Source organism: Micromonospora sp. NBC_01655 (genome assembly GCF_026339755.1).
Taxonomy (GTDB): domain Bacteria; phylum Actinomycetota; class Actinomycetes; order Mycobacteriales; family Micromonosporaceae; genus Micromonospora.
In genome coordinates this window covers 6,984,134-7,001,956 of the sequence record NZ_JAPEQF010000001.1, presented here as the reverse complement: position 1 = coordinate 7,001,956, position 17,823 = coordinate 6,984,134, and the positions used below count along the sequence as shown (strand labels likewise).

15 protein-coding genes are annotated in these 17,823 nt (G+C 75.7%); 5 read left to right on the top strand and 10 right to left on the bottom strand.

The window, feature by feature from the left end:
• Positions 1–26: 26 nt before the first annotated feature.
• From OOK41_RS30925 to eccB, 9 genes are all read right to left on the bottom strand, one after another.
• Complete coding sequence (locus OOK41_RS30925; protein WP_117668626.1) at positions 27–362, bottom strand: YkvA family protein; 336 nt, start codon at positions 360–362, stop codon at positions 27–29.
• Positions 363–478: 116 nt separating this feature from the next.
• Positions 479–1,420, bottom strand: coding sequence for a hypothetical protein (locus tag OOK41_RS30920; RefSeq protein WP_266267620.1), 942 nt, complete (start codon positions 1,418–1,420; stop codon positions 479–481).
• 245 nt (positions 1,421–1,665) lie between these two features.
• Positions 1,666–2,085 carry a hypothetical protein gene (locus tag OOK41_RS30915; RefSeq protein WP_266267619.1) on the bottom strand — a complete coding sequence of 140 codons (420 nt, stop codon included), beginning with the start codon at positions 2,083–2,085 and terminating at the stop codon, positions 1,666–1,668.
• A 179-nt stretch (positions 2,086–2,264) separates the two neighbouring features.
• Positions 2,265–4,619, bottom strand: coding sequence for an ABC transporter permease (locus OOK41_RS30910; RefSeq protein WP_266267618.1), 2,355 nt, complete (start codon positions 4,617–4,619; stop codon positions 2,265–2,267).
• Positions 4,616–5,266, bottom strand: coding sequence for an ABC transporter ATP-binding protein (locus OOK41_RS30905; RefSeq protein ID WP_243639594.1), 651 nt, complete (start codon positions 5,264–5,266; stop codon positions 4,616–4,618). The genes OOK41_RS30910 and OOK41_RS30905 overlap by 4 nt, the downstream gene beginning before the upstream one ends.
• A 74-nt stretch (positions 5,267–5,340) precedes the next feature.
• On the bottom strand, positions 5,341–5,865 hold the full coding sequence (locus OOK41_RS30900; protein WP_117668629.1) for a PadR family transcriptional regulator: 525 nt from the start codon (positions 5,863–5,865) through the stop codon (positions 5,341–5,343).
• 107 nt (positions 5,866–5,972) lie between these two features.
• Positions 5,973–7,184 carry a WXG100 family type VII secretion target gene (locus OOK41_RS30895; protein ID WP_266267617.1) on the bottom strand — a complete coding sequence of 404 codons (1,212 nt, stop codon included), beginning with the start codon at positions 7,182–7,184 and terminating at the stop codon, positions 5,973–5,975.
• Positions 7,177–7,545, bottom strand: a complete 369-nt coding sequence (locus OOK41_RS30890; protein ID WP_117668631.1) for a hypothetical protein — start codon at positions 7,543–7,545, stop codon at positions 7,177–7,179. Before OOK41_RS30890 ends, OOK41_RS30895 begins: the two co-directional genes overlap by 8 nt.
• Positions 7,546–7,672: 127 nt before the next feature.
• Positions 7,673–9,223, bottom strand: a complete 1,551-nt coding sequence (eccB, locus tag OOK41_RS30885) for a type VII secretion protein EccB (RefSeq protein WP_266267616.1) — start codon at positions 9,221–9,223, stop codon at positions 7,673–7,675.
• A 149-nt stretch (positions 9,224–9,372) separates the two neighbouring features.
• Between eccB and OOK41_RS30880 the strand changes: the two genes are divergently transcribed.
• Positions 9,373–10,569, top strand: a complete 1,197-nt coding sequence (locus OOK41_RS30880) for a type VII secretion protein EccE (RefSeq protein ID WP_266267615.1) — start codon at positions 9,373–9,375, stop codon at positions 10,567–10,569.
• Positions 10,570–10,702: 133 nt separating this feature from the next.
• Here OOK41_RS30880 and eccD read toward each other — a convergent pair whose 3' ends face one another.
• On the bottom strand, positions 10,703–12,100 hold the full coding sequence (eccD, locus tag OOK41_RS30875; protein ID WP_117668634.1) for a type VII secretion integral membrane protein EccD: 1,398 nt from the start codon (positions 12,098–12,100) through the stop codon (positions 10,703–10,705).
• 203 nt (positions 12,101–12,303) lie between these two features.
• Here eccD and eccCa point away from each other — a divergent pair, with 203 nt between their 5' ends.
• The 4 genes from eccCa to OOK41_RS30855 all read left to right on the top strand — a co-directional run bounded on the left by eccCa (position 12,304) and on the right by OOK41_RS30855 (position 17,819).
• The gene (gene eccCa / locus OOK41_RS30870) at positions 12,304–16,266 is read left to right on the top strand and encodes a type VII secretion protein EccCa (RefSeq protein WP_266267614.1); all 3,963 of its coding nucleotides are present in this window, start codon (positions 12,304–12,306) and stop codon (positions 16,264–16,266) included.
• 66 nt (positions 16,267–16,332) lie between these two features.
• Positions 16,333–16,752 carry a YbaB/EbfC family nucleoid-associated protein gene (locus tag OOK41_RS30865; RefSeq protein ID WP_266267613.1) on the top strand — a complete coding sequence of 140 codons (420 nt, stop codon included), beginning with the start codon at positions 16,333–16,335 and terminating at the stop codon, positions 16,750–16,752.
• A 16-nt stretch (positions 16,753–16,768) separates the two neighbouring features.
• Positions 16,769–17,062, top strand: a complete 294-nt coding sequence (locus OOK41_RS30860) for a hypothetical protein (protein WP_117668637.1) — start codon at positions 16,769–16,771, stop codon at positions 17,060–17,062.
• A 31-nt stretch (positions 17,063–17,093) separates the two neighbouring features.
• Complete coding sequence (locus OOK41_RS30855) at positions 17,094–17,819, top strand: NADH-quinone oxidoreductase subunit H (RefSeq protein ID WP_207892738.1); 726 nt, start codon at positions 17,094–17,096, stop codon at positions 17,817–17,819.
• The last annotated feature ends 4 nt before the right edge of the window (positions 17,820–17,823 follow it).

Below are 17,823 nucleotides of genomic sequence, written 5' to 3'. Positions count from 1 at the left end.
AGACCCGCCACGGGGCGGCGGTCGGGTCAGGGGACCGGGCGACGGGTCTCCTCGTCGTGGGGCTCCGGCTGACCGGGCAGTCGCCGCTCGGCGGCGCGGCGCTGCTGGACGAGCCGGCCCAGGTAGATCAGGGCAGCGGCGAGCACCCCGATGTCGTCCAGGTAGATCGGGTCGGGCAGCACGTCGATCGGGAAGATCGTGTAGACCAGGGCGCCCCAGAAGGCGACCTTGCCCCCCACCCCCAACGTGCCGAGCATCCTGCGGGTGCGTACCACCCGCACGGCGAGCAGCACGGCGCCGACCAGCGTCGCCGCGACGACCAGGGCGGCGATCGCCAGCAGCCACCAGTAGGGCTCGTTCATGCCGCCACGCTAGCCGAGATCACCAAGATCACGCTCGATCGCGGAAGCCGGGGCAACGGCACGGCCGTACGGCCACTGCTTCCCCGGATCCGGCGGAATGTCGCGGGCCCGGTGCGTCAGGCGGGGACGGTGGCGCGGCCCCGGGCGGCGGAACGTCCCCGGGTCACGGCGGCGCGCCCCCGGGCCACGGTCGGCAGGCCTGCGGCCACGGCCGGCAGGTCCCGGGTGACGGTCGGCAGGCCTGCGGCGACGGTCGGCAGGTCCCGGGTGACGGTCGGCACCTCGCGGGTGGTGAGCACCGGCATCTCGCGGGTCTGCTCGGCGGCCGGCGACCGTCCGTCGGTCACCCCGGGCAGCAGCGGCTGCTCCGGCTCGGCGGGCGCGGTGGCGGCGAACGCCTCCTCCCGGAGGGAGCGTGCGGCGACGACGGCCTGCTCGGCGGCCCGCCAGGCGGCCTGCTCCCGTTCCCGGGCCGCCTGCTGCCGGGTGCGCAGATGGTCCCGTACCGCGCGATGCAGCACCAGTTCCTGCTCGACCGGGTGCAGCCGGGGATCCCAACCGTTGCGGTGCGCGAAGACGTCGCTGAGCTGTTCCTCCGACAACTCCCGACGCCAGTACGCGTCCAGCGCGGCCCGGTGCAGGTAACGCTCGCGGTCGGCGTACTCGGCGGGGGTGCGCTCGGTGTGCGGCCGGGGCAGGCCGGCGGCGGCGGCCAGCCGGCGGACGGCGTCCTCCGCGACCTCGCACGCCTGCCAGACGGTCTCCACCTCCTCCTGGGCGGACAGCCACTCGGCCCGCAGCCGCTGGGCGGTGGCCGCCGCGCGCTCCGCCGCGGTCGCCACCTCCCCCGCGTAGCGGTGCCGTTCCCGGTCCTCCGCCGCCTGTTCGAGCCGGCTCGGCATGGCGGCCTCGCGGAAGCGCCCGCCGATCACGGAGCGGAACAGGTCCGGCCGGACGACCAGCGCGGTCACCGCGACGGCGGCGACGCCGAGGAGGGCCAGCCAGATCGCGGCGGCCTGGGGCACGTCGAGCAGGACTGAGGAGGTTGCGGTCTGCATGGGGAGCACCTCGGATGGGACGACGTGGACTGACGGTCATGGCCCGCCGGGCGGGCGGTGGGCCGCACGTGAACCGGTGCCGGACGGGCCCTCGCCGGCCCGTCAGCGCCGCGGGTGACGGTGGGCGTGGTCGTCAGCGGCGCGGGAGGGCGCGGCCGTCGGCGGGCTCGCGGCGAGCCGACGGGGTGCCGGGGCGGCGCGGTGCGGCGCCGCAACGGCCCGGATCGGCGCCTGCTCGGCCCGGGTCAGTGCCGGGGCGGGCCGCGCCGGACGACGGCGCCGCCGGCCGGGTCGACGGCGGGACGGTCGACCCGGCCGGTCGCCGTCGCGGTCGAAACCGGGGCGGTCGCCGAGGGCCGGGCGTTCCCGGGGGCCGGCCGGACGTGCGGGGCGGCCGGCCGGGTGCGCGACTCCGCGGCCGGGCCGGGCCCGGGGCGCAGCTCGGCTACCCGGCTGGTCACCACGGCGGGGCGGGCCAGCTCGGCGGCGGAGGCGGGGGCGGCGGCCGTCAGGGCGGATGCCCCACCGAGGCCGACCGCGAGGACCAGGGCGGTCAGCGCGAGGCGACCCAGGTCCCGGATGCGGCGCAGCGCCGCCTGCCGCGACGGGCGTGCCCCGCGCAGCGTCACCGGCCGGGAGGGGCGGGCGAACGCTACGGACTGCACGACATCAACCTATCCCCGTTCCGGTCCACCCGCAGCCTCGGCGGAGCGCCGTGGGGGTGAGTCGGGCCACCAACCGTCGCTGTGGACAGACGGGCACCGGTGGAATTCGACGGCGGATCCATCGATGGAGACGGTCTTGTCGACAGTGGCCCGCAGACCCCTCGTGCTGTCGGCCCGGCTCACTCGGCCCGCAGGCCGTCGGGGCGGGTCAGCCGCCAGAGCACCGGCAGGCTCGCGCCGGTCACCAGCAGCACCACCCCACCGCCGAGGCCGGCCCCCAGCGCGACCACCGGCCAGCTCACCGTGACCGGCGCGCCGACCATGCGCAGCAGCACCGCCCCGAGGCCCAGCCCGAACCCGACCGCGAGGCCGAGCCCGATCAGCACCGGCACCGCCGCCTGCCAGAGCACCGACCAGCCCAGCGTGCGGCGCGGGGTGCCGACGGCGACCAGCATGGCCAGCAGGCGGCGGCGCTCCCGCAGTTGCTCCAGCACGCCGACCAGCATGCTCGCCCCGAGCAGCAGCAGGGTCACCACGACGCCGACGGCCAGGCCGCGCTTGACGTTGACGAACTGCGTCGACCAGGTGACATCGGTCAGCGTGCTGACCTGGGCGCGCAGGTCCACCTCGGCGGCGGCGTTGCGGACCCGCTCCAGCGCGTCCGGGTCGCCCGGATCGACGCTGATCAGCGCCTCTGCGCTCAGCCCCGTCCACCGGGAGGCGTCGGCCGCGCCGGGGGTGACCAGCAGGCCGCCGCGTGGTCCCCAGCCCGGGTCCGGCGTCGCGGGCACCGTGCGGGTCCGGGCCGGCACCGTCCAGGGGGCCGCGTTCGAGCCCACGGTCATCCGGGTTCCGGGTCCGGGGCCGGCCCTCCCGCCGGCCGGTCCCTCGGCGAGGAAGACGTCCCCGTCCGTGCAGGAGCCGAGCCGGGCGAACTCGGCCAGCGCGGCGCAGTCGCCGATCCGCACGTGGGCGAACGGGAATGTGTCCGTGCCGGGCTTCTCCTCCCCGAACGCCACCGTGGCCAGCGTTCCCGCGCTGCGGGTGACGCCGGGGGCGGCGGCCAGCCGCGCCAGTGCGGCCCCGGGGTCGGGCAGGTCGGCGAACCAGACGTACGCCTGGGCCCGCGAGGTGTCCTGGCCGGTACGCGTCGTGAACCGGTCCTCCACCCCGGCGACCAGCATCTGCAGGCCGATGCTGCCGGCCACCGCCACGGCGACGCCGTTGACCAGGCGGGCGGAGGTGGCGCTGTCCAGTTGCAGCCGGCGCACCGCGAGCTGCCACGGCACCGGGCCACCGCGCAGCCGGCCCACCACCAGGTCGATCAGCCAGGGCAGCAGGGTGACCGTGCCGATCAGCACCAGCACCGCTCCGGCCGCCACCTGGTAGTCGTCGCTGCCGGTGGTGCGCTCGCCGACGCCGGTCAGCGGGTACAGCAGCGCCAGGCCGGCGGCCGGCAGCAGCAGCCGCCACCACAGGCGGCGGCGGACCGTCGTCCCCTGCCGGCTCACCCCGAGCGGTTCGACCACCACCCGGCGCTGGGCGACGAGCGCCACCAGCACCGCGAGCACCGGGACCGCGACCCCCACCGCCGCCACCAGCGGCAGGGACGGGCGCAGGTCCGACGCGGACACGCTGACGTCCTGAAAGGTGAGCAGCGGGGCGAGTTGGCGGCCGGCGGCGAAGAGCGCGCCGCCGACGGCGAGGCCGAGCACCGCGCCGGCCGCCGCCTCCCCGGCGGAGATCCGCCGGATCATCCCGGCGTCGGCGCCGAGCAGGCGCAGGGCGGCCAGCCGGCGGTCCCGGCGGTCGCCGCCGAAGCGGACCGCCGCGCCGACGAAGACCACGATCGGCAGCAGCAGCACCACGAAGACGACCACGACGAGGACCATCAGGACAGGCGAGAACTCCTCGCTGGGCGGCCCGCCGCCGAAGTGGTCGATCCGCTGCGCCCGGTCCGCCGTCAGGGCGTTGCTGCCCAGGTAGAAGGCCATCTCGTGCGGGCCGGTGAGACCCTGCGCCGCGATGGTGCCGGTGACCCGGGCGCCGCCGAGCCGGGGCGCGAACAGCGGGCCGTCGGGCGAGTCGAGCAGCTCCCGCAGGGCCGGGGAGACGACCACCTCACCGGCCGCCGGCAGTCGGGGCACCCCCGGCGGCAGCGGCGCGGCCGGCCCCTCGGCTCGGAGGATCCGGCCGCGCACCGGCCGCTCCCGGAAGACGGTGTCAACGGGTGCCACCAGCAGCGTGTTCGCCGCCGAGGTCAGCTCCGGTCCGTTCCCGACGTCCGCCCGGGCGTCGCCGCGCGCCGCCCTGGCGTCGAGCGCGCCCGGCACCGCCGCGGCGAGCAGCAGCATGGCCACCCCGACCCCGACCCCGAGCGCGGTCAGCACGGCCCGGGTCCACCCGTCCCGGCCGCCCGTGACGGCCATCCGCGCGCCCATCAGCAGGTCCGCCAGCGCCCCGGGCAGCCGGCCGGCCGCGCGGGGCGGCACCTCCGGTCCGGTCACGCCGTCCGGCGTCCGTGGCCCGGTCATGCCGCCGGCTCCAGGTTCCGGGTCCGGCCGTCCCGGACCACCACCTCCCGATCCGAGTACGCGGCCACCCGCGCCTCGTGGGTCACCAGCACCACGGCCGCGCCGGTCTCCCGGGCCGCCCCGGTGAGCAGGCGCATCACCCGCTCCCCGTTGAGCGAGTCGAGCGCGCCGGTCGGCTCGTCGGCGAAGACCACCCGGGGAACGGTCACCAGCGCCCGGGCCACCGCGACCCGCTGGCCCTGCCCGCCCGAGACCTCGCCGGGCCGTTTGCCGGCCACCTCGGCGACCTCCAGCCGGCCGAGCCAGTCGGTGGCCCGCCGCTCGGCCTCACGCCGGGCGACCCGCTCCAGCCGTAGCGGCAGGGCCACGTTCTCCAGGCAGGTCAGCTCGGGCACGAGCTGGCCGAACTGGAACACGAAGCCGAACTGCCCCCGGCGCAGGGCGCTGCGCTCCCGGTCGGACATGGCGGTCAGGTCCGCGCCCCGGTAGGTCACCCGGCCGGAGTCGGGCCGGACGATGCCGGCGAGGCAGTGCAGCAGGGTCGACTTGCCGGAGCCTGACGGCCCCATCACCGCCACCACCTCACCGGCCCGTACGGCAAGCGACGCCCCGACCAGCGCCGGCGTCGGGCCGAAGGCGCGGTGCAGGTCCTCGGCGACCAGCAGCTCCGTTCCGGTCGGGTCCTGCCCGGTCGTCGCCCCGCCGGGGGCGGTTGCCGCGTTCACCGCCGCACCGCCACGGCCAGCTCGTCCAGTCGGGCGGCGGTCAGCTCCAACCAGCGCAGGTCGGCTTCCAGGTGGAACAGGGCGTGGTCGCAGATGAGCTGGTCGGCGAGGTCCCCGCCGGTCTTGCGCCGGGTCAGCTCGCGCATCAGCCGCAGGTGCTCGGCGCGCTGGGTGTCCAGCAGGTCGGCGGCGGAGCGGCCGGTCAGCAGCGCCAGCACCACCTTGGTGTAGAGGGTGCTGTGCAGGTACGGCTCTGGCTTCTCCGGCTGGGACAGCCAGCGTTGCACGTCGGTCACCCCGGCCTCGGTGATGGCGTACCGCTTGCGTTCCGGGCCCTCGCCGGACTCGACCGAGTCGACCTCGACGAGGCCGTTGCGCAGCAGCCGGGACAGGGTGGCGTAGACCTGGCCGAAGTGCAGCGGGCGGGCCTGGCCGAACCGTTCGTCGTAGGCGCGTTTCAGGTCGTAGCCGTGGCGGGGGCTGGCCTCGAGGAGCCCGAGGAAGGTCTGACCGATCGACATGGCGCGACTATACACACCATGTATACGCATGATGGATAGCCAGGTCGGAGAAAGGCGCGGGGCCCTCCGGATGGAGGGCCCCGCGCCGTACGGGTGGAGAGGACGGGTCAGCTCGCCCCGAGCACCGGTGGAACGCCGGTGTCGCCGTCCCGCCAGACCATGTCGTCCTCGGTCAGCCAGGTCAACCGCTCGTCGGACTCGTCCTCGGCGGTCCGTCCGTGCCCGCCGAGCACGCCCGCCCGGCCGCCGGAGGCCCCGTTCGCGCCGACCCGGCCCACGCCCGTGGCGGCGCGGTGCTCGGCCGCCGCCAAGCCGCCGGCCGGCCGCGCCGGCGCCGTCGCCCCGCCGCGGGCCGACCCGGCCAGCGAGCCGGTACCGCCGCCGAGCACACCGCCGGCCGGTGCCCCGGTGGGCGCCCCGAAGACCAGCCCCGCCCCGGTGCCGGCCGACGCGGCGGCGGTCCCGCCGGCCAGGCCGACCGTGCCCGGCGTGCCGCCGGTCGGCAGCGCCCCGCCGAGCCCCGGATCGGCGCCGGCGAGCGACGTCCCGGCGCCCGGGTCGGTGCCCAGGCCGCCGTCGACCGTGCCGGTGCCGCCGAGCGGCGTCGACCCGGTGTGCGGCGCGGGCGCCGGGCTGTCCGGGGCGGACACCGTCTGGTGGCCGGTGGTCGGGGTGCCCTTGCCGGGGCCCGGTGCGGCTGTCGGGGTATTGGCTCCGGGGCCGGCGGACGGCGTCGTCGTGGAGGTGGTCGGGTCGACCGGCAGGTCCCGGTCCGGCTCCGGCGGGGCGACCAGCCGGCCGTACGCGGACAGGTCGTAACCGGCGGCCAGCTCGGCCACCACCTGCACCATCCGCCGGTGGGCCTTCTCCTGCTCGGCCTTGTCCTTCTGGTGTCCCATGATGCCGCCGACGATCGCGCCGGGCAGGCCGAAGGTCGCGCCGCCCTTGAGTGCCCCGGAGACCGCCTGGTCGTGGTCGTCGGTCTCGTCCGGGCTCTCCGCGTCCTTCTTCGCGGTGCGCAGGTCGGTGGCCATCAGCGTCAGCCCCTGGCGGACGTCGGCCATCCCCTCGGAGAGGGTGGTCGAGTAGTCGACGATCAGCGACAGCCGGCGCTGGAACTCCCGCCCGGCGTCCCCCGTCCAGCCGTTGGCCAGCTTGTCGAGGTCGCTCCGCAGGTCGCGGGCGAGGTCGTCGAGGGTGCCCTTCATCGAGTTCCACTTGGTGGCCAGCCCGTCGATCTGGGCCGGGTCGCCGGCCTTCACGGCGTCGTACAGCTCCTGGTGGCTGACGTGCTCGTAGCGCGCGGTGTACTCAGACACGAGGGTCCTCCTGCCTGCCCAGCGCGTCGTCGACCCCGCCGAGGGCGGCGGCGATGTCGGCGGAGTTGGCCGCGTTGCGCGCCTCGGTGGTCTTGTAGTTGGTCAGGATCGTGCCGGTCGCGCTCTGCGCGGCCCGTACCGCGTCGCGGAGCCGCTCGACCTGCTGGGCGTAGCTCAGGTGCAGGTCGGAGTAGCGCCGGGCGTTGCTGGTCGCGTCCGCGAAGGTGCCCAGCTCCGGCGGCCGGCACTGCATCTCGGTGTTGAGTTTCTTGAGCACGGCCTCGGCCTCGGTGAGCCGACCGGCCAACCGCTTGTGGAAGTCCTCTAGGGACAGTACGTCGACTGTCGTGCGCCCGGTCATGGCAGCATCCCCGTAGTCCTCGTCGATAACCGTTGGCGAGGACCAGGTTAGTGGACGGCGGCCAACCTGGGCGACCCCGGCGAGAGCGGTCCGACGCCACCGACATGGCCGGACCCGGCCACCACGGTCACCCGCCGGTGGCCGGCGCCCCGGTCGCCCCGTCCTGCGCCGGCCGGCTCGGCTCGCCGCTCGCCTCCCGGTCCGGTGTGCGGCTCGCGCCCCCGGCGGGCGGGCGACCCGCTGCCTCGGCCGGGGCGCCGCTGCTCGCGGTGCCCGGGGTGAAGTACGCGAGCGCGTCCTCCCGTTCGAGGGTGGGGCCCGTGGGCACCAGTGACAGCAGCGACGCGGGCACCGCCAGCGGGGCCACTCCGCCGTACCCGAGGGCGGTCAGCGCGTCGCCCGACCGGGTGCCCAGCGGATAGCGCACCCCCTGGGCGCTGATCAGGTAGACCGTCGAGCCCGGCGCGCCCGCGCCGCCGTCCCCGGCGCCCGGGGCGGCCTGGACCAGCACGCCCTTCCCGCCCGGCAGCAGGACCTGCTCGGCGGTGCGGACCGCGTCCCGGGCGCCCTGCCGGACCGGCGGCGCGGCGGGGCCGCTCAGCTCGGCCGGCACCCGGTCGAAGACCTCCAACGTGGTGGTGGGCGGCCCGTCCACGGCCCCCTTCCGGTAGCTGGCGCAGAGCACCGTGCGGCCCGCCTGGACCGGGTGCAGCGTCGGCAGCGTCCGCGGCGTCCCCTCCGGCTCCACCCGTTCCCGGGTCAGCAGCCGGCCGGCCTGGTCCGGGGTGATGTCGGTGACCCGCCCGCCGTCGCGCAGCAGCAGCAGGGCGGTGACCTCGCCGATCGAGGCCAGCCCCTCCCGGGTCAGCACGTAGTGCTGCTCGGCGGCCCGGAAGACGTCGCCGACCCGGGCCGCCCCGTCGCCCACGGTCAGCCGGCTGGCGTCCCCCTCGCCCTCGATGTCGGGCTCGCGGAGCACCGGACCCGCCGGCACGGCGTTGAGCAACTGCTCGCCGACGGTGACCGTGGGGGCACCGGCCATCCGCAGCGCCGCGGTCGCCGGGTCCCCGCCCGCGATCCGCAGCCGGGCGTCGCCGGTGAGCAGGTACCGCCCGCCGCCGACGGTGACCAGCACCGCCCGGTCGCCGAGCGGCACGCCGCCGGAGAGCGGCCGGTCGATCACCAGGTGGGTGGTGGAGCGGCGCGGGTCAGCCGGGTCGGGCACGTCGCAGACCGACCAGGGCAGCCCGATCAGCGACTTCCGGTCGGGCAGCGCGTCGGGGGCGCCGACGATCCCGACGGTACGCCCGCGCGGCCGGTCGGCGATCGACGCCTGCGACATGGTCCGCACCGCCGGGTCCGCCTCGTTGAGGATCAGCCGGGCCGAGGCGTAGTTCAGGGTCGGGTGCAGCAGGCCGTCCACGTAGACGTACGTCGCCCCGGTCTCCCGCTCGATCACCAGCGTGTTCGCCTCCAGCGGCGCGGCGTTGCCGGTGAGCTGGCCGTACGCGCCGACGCCGCCGAGCACCACCGCCGCGGCCACCACGCTGCCGACCACCGCGAGGCCGAGTCGCCGCATCGGCAGGTTCGTGGTCTCCGGATCGCCGGACAGCAGCGCGGAGACGATCCGGCGGGTGACGAAGCGGTACGCCTGCACCTGGTCGCGGCGGGTCCGCATGACTTACCTCCGGCGGGATGGGTCCGCGACGATCAGGTCCGAGCTCCGCCGCGGGCTTCCCTACGATAAGGGGCCGTCGGCCGGGGAACGGGACCACCGCCCGCCCCGGACCGGCTCAGGAAGCCGCCCGTCCAGAAGGGACGCCACCGATGCCGCAGGTCCAGGCGCCACCCGGTCGTACGGCCACCGGCTCGGCCGACCCGCCAGCCCTGCCGGCGCCGCCCGACCGCGCGGTCGTCCCGGCCGACCGGCGCAGCCGGGGCCGGCTCGGTCCGGTCGTCGTCGGGCAGTTCGTCGTGGCGGAGCTCGGCGCCATCGCCGTGTCCTCCGCCCTCGGCGGCCCCGGCTGGCTGGTCGGGGTCGTCGCCGCCCTCGCGGTGGCGGCGGTCGCCGCCACCTTCGCCCGTCGCGGCGGCCGTTGGTGGTACGAGGACCTGCTGCTGCGCCGCCGGCTGCGGCGTCGCCGGGACCGGGCCCGGGCCGCGGTGACCGCCGGTGGGCCGGACGAGCCCCGGCTGGCCGCCCTGGCACCGGAGCTGACCGTGACCGAGCTGACCGAGCGGGGCACCCGCCTCGGCATCGGCCAGGACGGCCAGGGCTGGTTCGCCGCCGTGGCGCTGGACCCGCGTCCCGGAGCGCCCGCCGGTTCCGTCGAGGCGGCGGTGGTGGACCGGGCGCTGGCCGTGCTGGCCGAGTTCTCGGCCCCGGTCTCCCTCGCCCAGGTCGTCTCGCACACCCTGGTCTGGTATCCGGCCCCGGGCGCTCCCCCAGCCGCCCACCGCACCGTCTGGGTGGCCGTGCGGCTGTCCGTGCGGGACGCCCGCAACGAGACGGTGACCCGGGGCGGCGGGATGCTGGGCGTGCACCGGACCGTGTCCGCCGCGGTCGGCCGGCTCGGCAAGGCGCTGCACGCCGGCGGCCTGAGCCACCGGGTCCTCGGCCGGGACGAACTGCGCGCCGCGGTCGTCTCGGCGGCCGGCATGGACCTGGCGCCCGCGCCGCAGGCGGAGACCTGGACCGGACTGCGCGGCGGCGGCTGGACCCAGCGCTGCCTGGCCCTGCGCGCCCGCCCCGGGGCTACCTGGGGTGCCCTGGTGGACGCGGTCACCGCGACCTCCGCCCCGTCCCACACGCTCGCCGCCGTGGTCCGGCCCGGCGATCGGCCGACCCCGCCGCTGCTGCGCGTCGCGGCCCCCGCCGACCACGTCGAGGCGCTGGTCAAGGTGGTCCGGGACGTCGCCCGACGGGGCGGGCTCCCGGCCCGGCCGCTGGACGGCGAGCACGGCCCCGGCGTCTACGCCACCGCCCCGGTCGCCCTGCGCGTCATCGACCACCGCGCCGAGTGAGTCCGGTACGGCCGGGTGCTCCGCCGACGGGACCGGGCGGGGCCGGTCGTTGCCCGGCGGTGGTGGGCGGGGCCGGTCGTCGCCCGGCGGTGGCGAGTGGGCCGCGTTCTGCCCGGCGGTGGCGAACGGGCCGTCAGGGGCGGAGGTTGACGATCCAGCCGTACAGGCCGCAGACCCAGACCGCGAGCGGGACCAGCGAGATGATCAGCAGGATCTCGACGATGTCCAGGAGCCGGCCCCAGACCGGCGAGATCCGCTTGCCGGCCACGGTCAGCCCGTAGATCAGGCTGATCACGGCCGCCACGACCAGGCCGCCGAGGACCACGCCGAGCCGGAGCGCCGTGGAGCCGGCGGCGAAGGTGGCCGCCGCCGCCAGGCCGAGCCCGAGGGTGCCGGCGAGGAGCACCGGGACGCGCTGGGCGCGGCCGATGAACGGCCGGGCGCGCAGCAGCGACAGCAGGGCCAACACCAGGCAGAGCAGCGTCGCCGGCAACCGGCCGTCGAGGGCGAGGACGACCTCCCCGCCCAGCACCAGCAGCGCCACCGTCCACAGCAGGCCGGTGAGGAACGCGTCGGCCCGCTCGCTGAGCCGCAGCACCCGGCGGCCGTCCACGGTCTCGGTGTCGGTCTTCAGGTCGTCCGGGCCGGTCGGGATGGACGGGACGGGCAGCCGGGCCAGCCGGTAGGACGCCATCGGCAGGGCCGGCAGGGTGGCGAACGCGACCGTGGCGACCACTGCGGCGGCGGCCGGAGCGCCGACGGAGAACGCCAGGCTCACCACCGCGCCGAGGCCCACCGCCGCGCCGACGGCGGTCGCGCCGAAGAAGAGCGGCAGCCGGTCGCCGACCGCCAGCGCCGCGACCGCGCCGAACACCACCACGGCGGTCGCCGCGAGCAGCACGTGCGGGCTGGCCAGCTCGGCCAGCGTCCGGTCACCGGCCAGCACCAGCAGGCCGCCGGTCGCGGCGTGCCCGATGCCGGCCAGCGCGAGCACCGAACCGGTCCGGCTGTCACCGGCCGCCCGGGACAGCACCGCGGCGCTGACCACCAGGGCGACCGCGACCAGCAGGGCGGCGATCGCGCCGGGAAGCTGCGGCGGGCCGGCGAACAGCGCCGCCAGCGCCCCGGCGGACAGCGCCGCCGCGGCGAAGAGCACCGAGAACGAGCGGGTGGTGCCCACCTGCCAGCTACCCGGGCGCTGGTTGGTCGCGGTGGCCACCGCGTCCACCACGTCGTCGAAGACGATCTCCGGGGCCGCCGCGGCGCGGGGGTTGAAGTAGAGCACCTCGCCGTCGCGGATGCCGAGCTGCCCGGCGGTACGGCCACCGTCGAGCGGCTGTCCGCCGAGCCGGGCGAGGCTCCAGCCGCCGTGCCGGACCCCCTCGTCGGCGAGATCCTCCCCGGCGTACCGGAGCAGGGTCGGCAGCAGGTCGGCCAGCGGCACGTCGGAGGGGAGGGCGAGATCCATCCGGGTCCGGGGCGCCACGATGGTGATCCGGCTCAGACCACCGGTCGCCGTCTTCGTCGCCACTGTGGCCTCCTCGCGCTCGCCTACGCTCCACCCCCACCGGGGCGGCACCGCCCCGTGGGTCCACGACGCCCACGGGAGATTACCTACGATGGCGGCCACGTACGATGCCCACCCGACGGCCTGCGGTCGGTCGTCGTGGCCCCCGGCCCGCACGTCGCGCCGCGCCGGTCGGCGTCCGGGCCGCTTCTGGGGAGGAGACAGCCGTGAGCACCGTGGTGTTCCGCCGGCTTCCGCGCCAACCGGGGCCCGCCCTGCCGCGCGGCGAGGTGCTGCTGGAGTCCCCGCCCGAGCTGCCCGAACAGACCCCCCGGGGGATGGGGCAGCTCCTGATGATCCTGCCGATGGTCTGCGGCGTGGGCGCGATGGCGTTCCTCTACGCCGGCCGGGGCGGCGGCATGATGACGTACGTCGCGGGCGGGCTGTTCGGCGTCTCGATGCTCGGCATGGCGATCGGGTCGCTGAGCAACGGCGGCAACGACAAGGCCGAGCTGAACGCCGAGCGCCGCGACTACATGCGCTACCTCGCCCAGATGCGCAAGCGCACCCGGCGCGCGGCCGAGCAGCAGCGGGCCGCGATGACCTGGCGGCACCCGGAGCCCGACGCGCTCTGGTCGATCGCCACCTCCCGCCGGCTCTGGGAGCGGCGGATCACCGAGGACGACTTCGGCGAGTCCCGGATCGCGGTCGGCCCGCAGCGGCTGGCGGTGGAGATCGTGCCGCCGGAGACCAAGCCGGTCGAGGACCTGGAGCCGATGAGCGCCATCGCGCTGCGCCGGTTCGTCCGGGCCCACTCCACGGTGCCGGACCTGCCCACCGCGCTGTCCCTGCGGGCGTTCTCCCGGGTGGTGCTGCGCGGCGAGCGGGAGCCCGTGCTCGACCTGGCCCGGGCGGCGCTGGGCCAGCTCGTCACCTTCCACGCCCCGGAGGACCTGGTCGTCGCGGTGGTCGCCGCCCCCGACCGGCAACCGGCCTGGGACTGGGTGAAGTGGCTGCCGCACGCCCAGCACCCCGGCCGCGCCGACGCGGCGGGCGCCCGCCGGCTGGTCTTCGCCACCCTGACCGAGGCCGAGGAGTCCCTCGCCGACGAGCTGGCCGGCCGGCCCCGGTTCGCCCCGGAGGCGAAGCCGCTGACCACCGCGCCGCACGTGGTGGTGCTGATCGACGGCGGCGAGATCGCCCCCACCTGCCACCTGACCGGGCCGAGCCTGCTCGGCACCACGGTCGTCGACCTCTCCGGCACCGTCCCCCGGGACGCCGGCCGCTGGCTGCTCTGCCTCGACGTCGGTGACGGGAGCGCGCTGGACCTCGTCCGGGGGACCTCCTCGTCGCGGCTGGGCCGGCCGGACCGGCTCAGCGCGACCGCGGCCGAGGGCCTGGCCCGGCAGATCGCCCCGTACCGGCTCTCCCAGCAGCAGGCCAGCGCCGACGAGCCGCTGGCCCGCAGCACGGAGCTGCCCGACCTGCTCGGCGTCGGCGACGCCGCCGGGGTCGACGTGCAGCAGACCTGGCGTCCGCGCAGCCAACGGGAGCGGCTGCGCATCCCGCTCGGCGTGGGCCCGGACGGCAACGTCGTCGAGCTGGACTTCAAGGAGTCCGCGCACGAGGGCATGGGCCCGCACGGCCTGGTCATCGGCGCGACCGGCTCCGGCAAGAGCGAGCTGCTGCGTACGGTGGTCGCCGCGCTCGCGGTCACCCACTCGTCGGAGGAGCTGAACTTCGTCCTGGTCGACTTCAAGGGCGGCGCGACGTTCGCCTCGCTGGACGCGCTGCCGCACACCAGCGCGGTGATCACCAACCTCTCCGACGAGCTGCCCCTGGTCGACCGGATGCGCGACGCCCTGGCCGGCGAGATGAACCGCCGCCAGGAGGTGCTGCGCGCCGCCGGCAACTACGTCTCCCGGTACGAGTACGAGAAGGCCCGGGCCGCCGGTGAGCCGCTGGACCCGATGCCGAGCCTGCTCATCATCTGCGACGAGTTCAGCGAGCTGCTCGCCGCGAAGCCGGACTTCATCGACCTGTTCGTGATGATCGGCCGGCTGGGCCGGTCGCTCGGCGTGCACCTGCTCCTGGCCAGCCAGCGGCTGGAGGAGGGCAAGCTGCGCGGCCTGGACACCCACCTGTCGTACCGGATCGGTCTGCGCACGTTCTCGGCGGTGGAGAGCCGGATCGTGCTCGGCGTGCCGGACGCGTACGAGCTGCCCAGCGCCCCCGGCCACGGGTACCTGAAGACCGACACCACCACCATGCTGCGGTTCCGGGCGGCGTACGTGTCCGGGGTGTACCGGGCGCCGGGCGACCAGGCGCGCTCGTCGCAGGCGCTGGTGCAGCGCCGGATCGTGCCGTACGGCACCGACTTCGTGCCGGTGCGCGCGCCGGAGCTGCCGGTCGAACCGGTCGCCGAGCCGGAGCAGCCGGCCGACGGCAAGGCCGTGGCGATGCTCGACGTGCTGATCGACCGGCTCGCCGGCCGGGGCCGCCCGGCCCACCAGGTCTGGCTGCCGCCGCTGTCCGAGCCGCCGAGCCTGCTTGACCTGCTCAGCCCGCTCGCCGTCGACAAGACGTACGGCCTGACCACCTCGGGCTGGCAGGGCCGGGGCCGGCTCACCGTCCCGGTCGGCGTGGTCGACCGCCCGTACGAGCAGCGGCGCGACCCGATGCTGGTGGAGCTGGCCGGCGCGGGCGGCAACGTGGTCATCGTCGGGGCCTCGCTCAGCGGCAAGAGCACCATGCTGCGCTCGATGCTCGCCTCGCTGGCACTCACCCACACCCCGCGCGAGGTGCAGCTCTTCTGCCTCGACTTCGGCGGCGGCGCGCTGCGCAGCCTGGAGGGGCTGCCGCACCTCTCCGGCGTGGCCGGCCGGCGGGACACCGAGGCGGTCCGCCGGACGGTCGCCGAGGTGGTCGGCGTGATCGACGAGCGGGAGCAGCGGTTCGCCCAGCACGGCATCGACTCGGTGGCCGCGTACCGCCGGCGCCGGGCGGCCGGCGAGTTCGCCGACGACCCGTTCGGCGACGTCTTCCTCGTGGTGGACGGCTGGAACACGCTGCGCCAGGAGTACGAGGAGCTGGAGCAGACCATCACGAACCTGGCCAACCGGGGGCTGGGTTTCGGCGTACACGTGGTGATCACGGCGGTGCGTTGGGCGGAGATCCGGATGAACATGCGGGACCTGCTCGGCACCAAGCTGGAGCTGCGGCTCGGCGACGCGGCCGAGTCGGAGATCGACCGTCGGGCGGCGCAGAACGTCCCGGAGAAGACCCCGGGGCGCGGCCTGACCCGCGACAAGCTGCACTTCCTGGCCGCGGTGTCCCGGATCGACGGCCGCCGGGACGTCGACGACCTGACCGAGGCGTCGGTCGCGCTGGCCGGACACGTGGCGCGGGCGTGGCCCGGCGCGCCGGCCCCGAAGGTCCGGCTGCTGCCGCGCCGGCTGCCACTGCACGAGCTGGTCCGGGTCGCCGACCGGTCGGCGCCCGGCCTGCCGATCGGCGTCAACGAGTCGGCGCTCGCCCCGGTGTACCTGGACCTGGTGAGCGAGCCGCACCTGACGGTCTTCGGCGACGCCGAGTGCGGCAAGACCAACCTGCTGCGGACGATCGCGAAGGGGATCGTCGAGCGGTACACCCCGGCGCAGGCGCGGCTGGTCATCGCCGACTACCGGCGCGGCCTGCTGGGCGCGGTCGAGGGCGAGCACCTGCTCGACTACGCGCCGTCCAACCAGGCCTTCGGCCAGGGGCTCGCGTCGATCCGCAGCGCCCTGTCGAACCGGCTGCCCGGGCCGGACGTGACCACCGCCCAGCTCCGCGACCGGAGCTGGTGGAAGGGGCCGGACCTCTACATCCTGGTGGACGACTACGACCTGGTCGCCTCCGGCGGCAACAACCCGCTCAGCGCGTTGCAGGAGCTGCTGCCGCAGGCCCGCGACATCGGCCTGCACCTGATCGTCACCCGCCGCGTGGGCGGCGTGGCGCGGGCGCTGTACGAGCCGGTGCTGCAACGTCTCCGCGAGCTGGACTCCCCGGGCCTGCTGATGTCCGGCAACCGGGAGGAGGGGGCGGTCTTCGGCACGCTGCGGCCGAGCCCGCAGCCGCCGGGCCGGGGCACCCTGGTGCGCCGGCGCGACGGTCAGCAGCTCATCCAGACCGCCTGGTCCGAGCCCGCCTAGGGGCGGACGGCGGGCATCCGTTCCGGTAGCGTCGGGCAGACCGTCGCTTGTGAAGAGAGGACCATCGTGAGCACCTCGCGGGGTTACGGCGGCGCCGGTGGCGCTGTGGAGAGCATGTTGCGCCAGGCGCAGGAGCAGCAGCGCCGGCTGGCCGAGTTCCAGCAGCAGCGCGCCGACCTGCGGGTTACCGGGGAGAGCCCGGACGGCCTGGTCCGGGTCACGGTGAACGGCGAGATGAAGGTCGGTGACATCGAGATCAACGCCCGGGCGATGCGGCTGGACAGCTACTCCCTCGCGGAGGCGCTCCAGGCCGCCATCGACGCGGCGTACGCGGCCTTCGGCGAGCGCCAGCAGGAGCTGCTGACCGAGATGCTCGGCGGCTCCGAGCTGGTCCGCCGGGCCCAGGAGGGCACCCTGGCCCCGGAGGACTGGTTCCGCCAGTTCGGGGTGGACCTGACCGACCCGTTCCGCGGCATGCGCCGCTGAGCTGCGAGGAGACACGGTGGCGAACAAGGTCGACGTCGACGCGATCCGCAAGGCGAGCAAGAAGCTCGACGCCCCGGACGGCCCGATCCAGTACCTGCGCAACGTGCAGGCCCTGCTGGAAAGCGTGAAGCTGCCGAGCGGTGCGCTGACCCTCTTCGGTGGCACGACCGTGGCGGCGCACAACGCCTCGGTCGACGGTCACCTCGAAAACGTGAAGACCGGCATCACGCACCTGCACAAGGCGGCCGAGCAGCTTGAGCAGACCGCCAAGAACTGGGAGAAGTCGGACCAGCCGTGGGTGGTCAAGTGACCGGCCGGGCGCCTGACAGGGGGAACAGCTGATGTCGGAGATCCTGATCGCCAACGCGTCCGGAGCGGTGACCGGCACGCACACGGTCGCCGCGGCGACGGCACCGGTGCGCGGGCTCCTCCCCGCGGCCCGGGCCAACTGGGTCTGGCTGGTGGGCGCCGGCATCCTGGGGGTGATGATCGCCTACCTCGAGACGTTCGACAACGACGAGGTCAACAAGTCCATCAAGGAGTGGGGCGACGCCGCGCGCCTGCTCGGTGGGGACCAGTTCGGCGCGGCGCTGGACCAGGTGCCGCCGTCCGACACCGAGTGGGACTTCGACGACCGGGACGCGTTCGAGCTCTTCCTCCGCAAGCTCGGGGCGGAGATCAACTCGCTGGCCGAGGCCTTCAACGCCAACAAGGACACCCTCACCTCCGCCCGGGACGCCTTCAACGACGCCGTGAACGCGCTGGTCGAGGCGCTCATCCCGATCCTGATCGCGGTGATCGCGTCGGTCGCCCTCCAGGCGTTCCCGCCCACCGCGCCCATCGCGGAGGCGATCGGGGTGGCCGGGATGACCGTGAGCGTGGCCATCCTCGCGCTGATCTTCGGGGACATCAGCGCGATGTTCACCGCCGTGATGGCGGGGTTCCAGAGCAACAACCGGTTCGCCTTCGTGTCGGACTCCCGGCCCGGCTGGGGGCCGACCGGCTCGGATCCGGACATCAAGGACATCACGATCGACTGGGTCAAGGACTCCAAGTTCTACGAGTGACCGA

What these genes read in the sequence shown, in the direction of transcription:
- OOK41_RS30920 (WP_266267620.1), bottom strand. Translation starts at nt 1,420, where the DNA reads ATGCAGACCGCAACCTCCTCAGTCCTGCTCGACGTGCCCCAGGCCGCC.
- OOK41_RS30910 (WP_266267618.1), bottom strand. Translation starts at nt 4,619, where the DNA reads ATGACCGGGCCACGGACGCCGGACGGCGTGACCGGACCGGAGGTGCCG.
- OOK41_RS30925 (WP_117668626.1), bottom strand. Translation starts at nt 362, where the DNA reads ATGAACGAGCCCTACTGGTGGCTGCTGGCGATCGCCGCCCTGGTCGTC.
- OOK41_RS30855 (WP_207892738.1), top strand. Translation starts at nt 17,094, where the DNA reads ATGTCGGAGATCCTGATCGCCAACGCGTCCGGAGCGGTGACCGGCACG.
- OOK41_RS30880 (WP_266267615.1), top strand. Translation starts at nt 9,373, where the DNA reads ATGCCGCAGGTCCAGGCGCCACCCGGTCGTACGGCCACCGGCTCGGCC.
- OOK41_RS30890 (WP_117668631.1), bottom strand. Translation starts at nt 7,545, where the DNA reads ATGACCGGGCGCACGACAGTCGACGTACTGTCCCTAGAGGACTTCCAC.
- eccB (WP_266267616.1), bottom strand. Translation starts at nt 9,223, where the DNA reads ATGCGGACCCGCCGCGACCAGGTGCAGGCGTACCGCTTCGTCACCCGC.
- OOK41_RS30900 (WP_117668629.1), bottom strand. Translation starts at nt 5,865, where the DNA reads ATGTCGATCGGTCAGACCTTCCTCGGGCTCCTCGAGGCCAGCCCCCGC.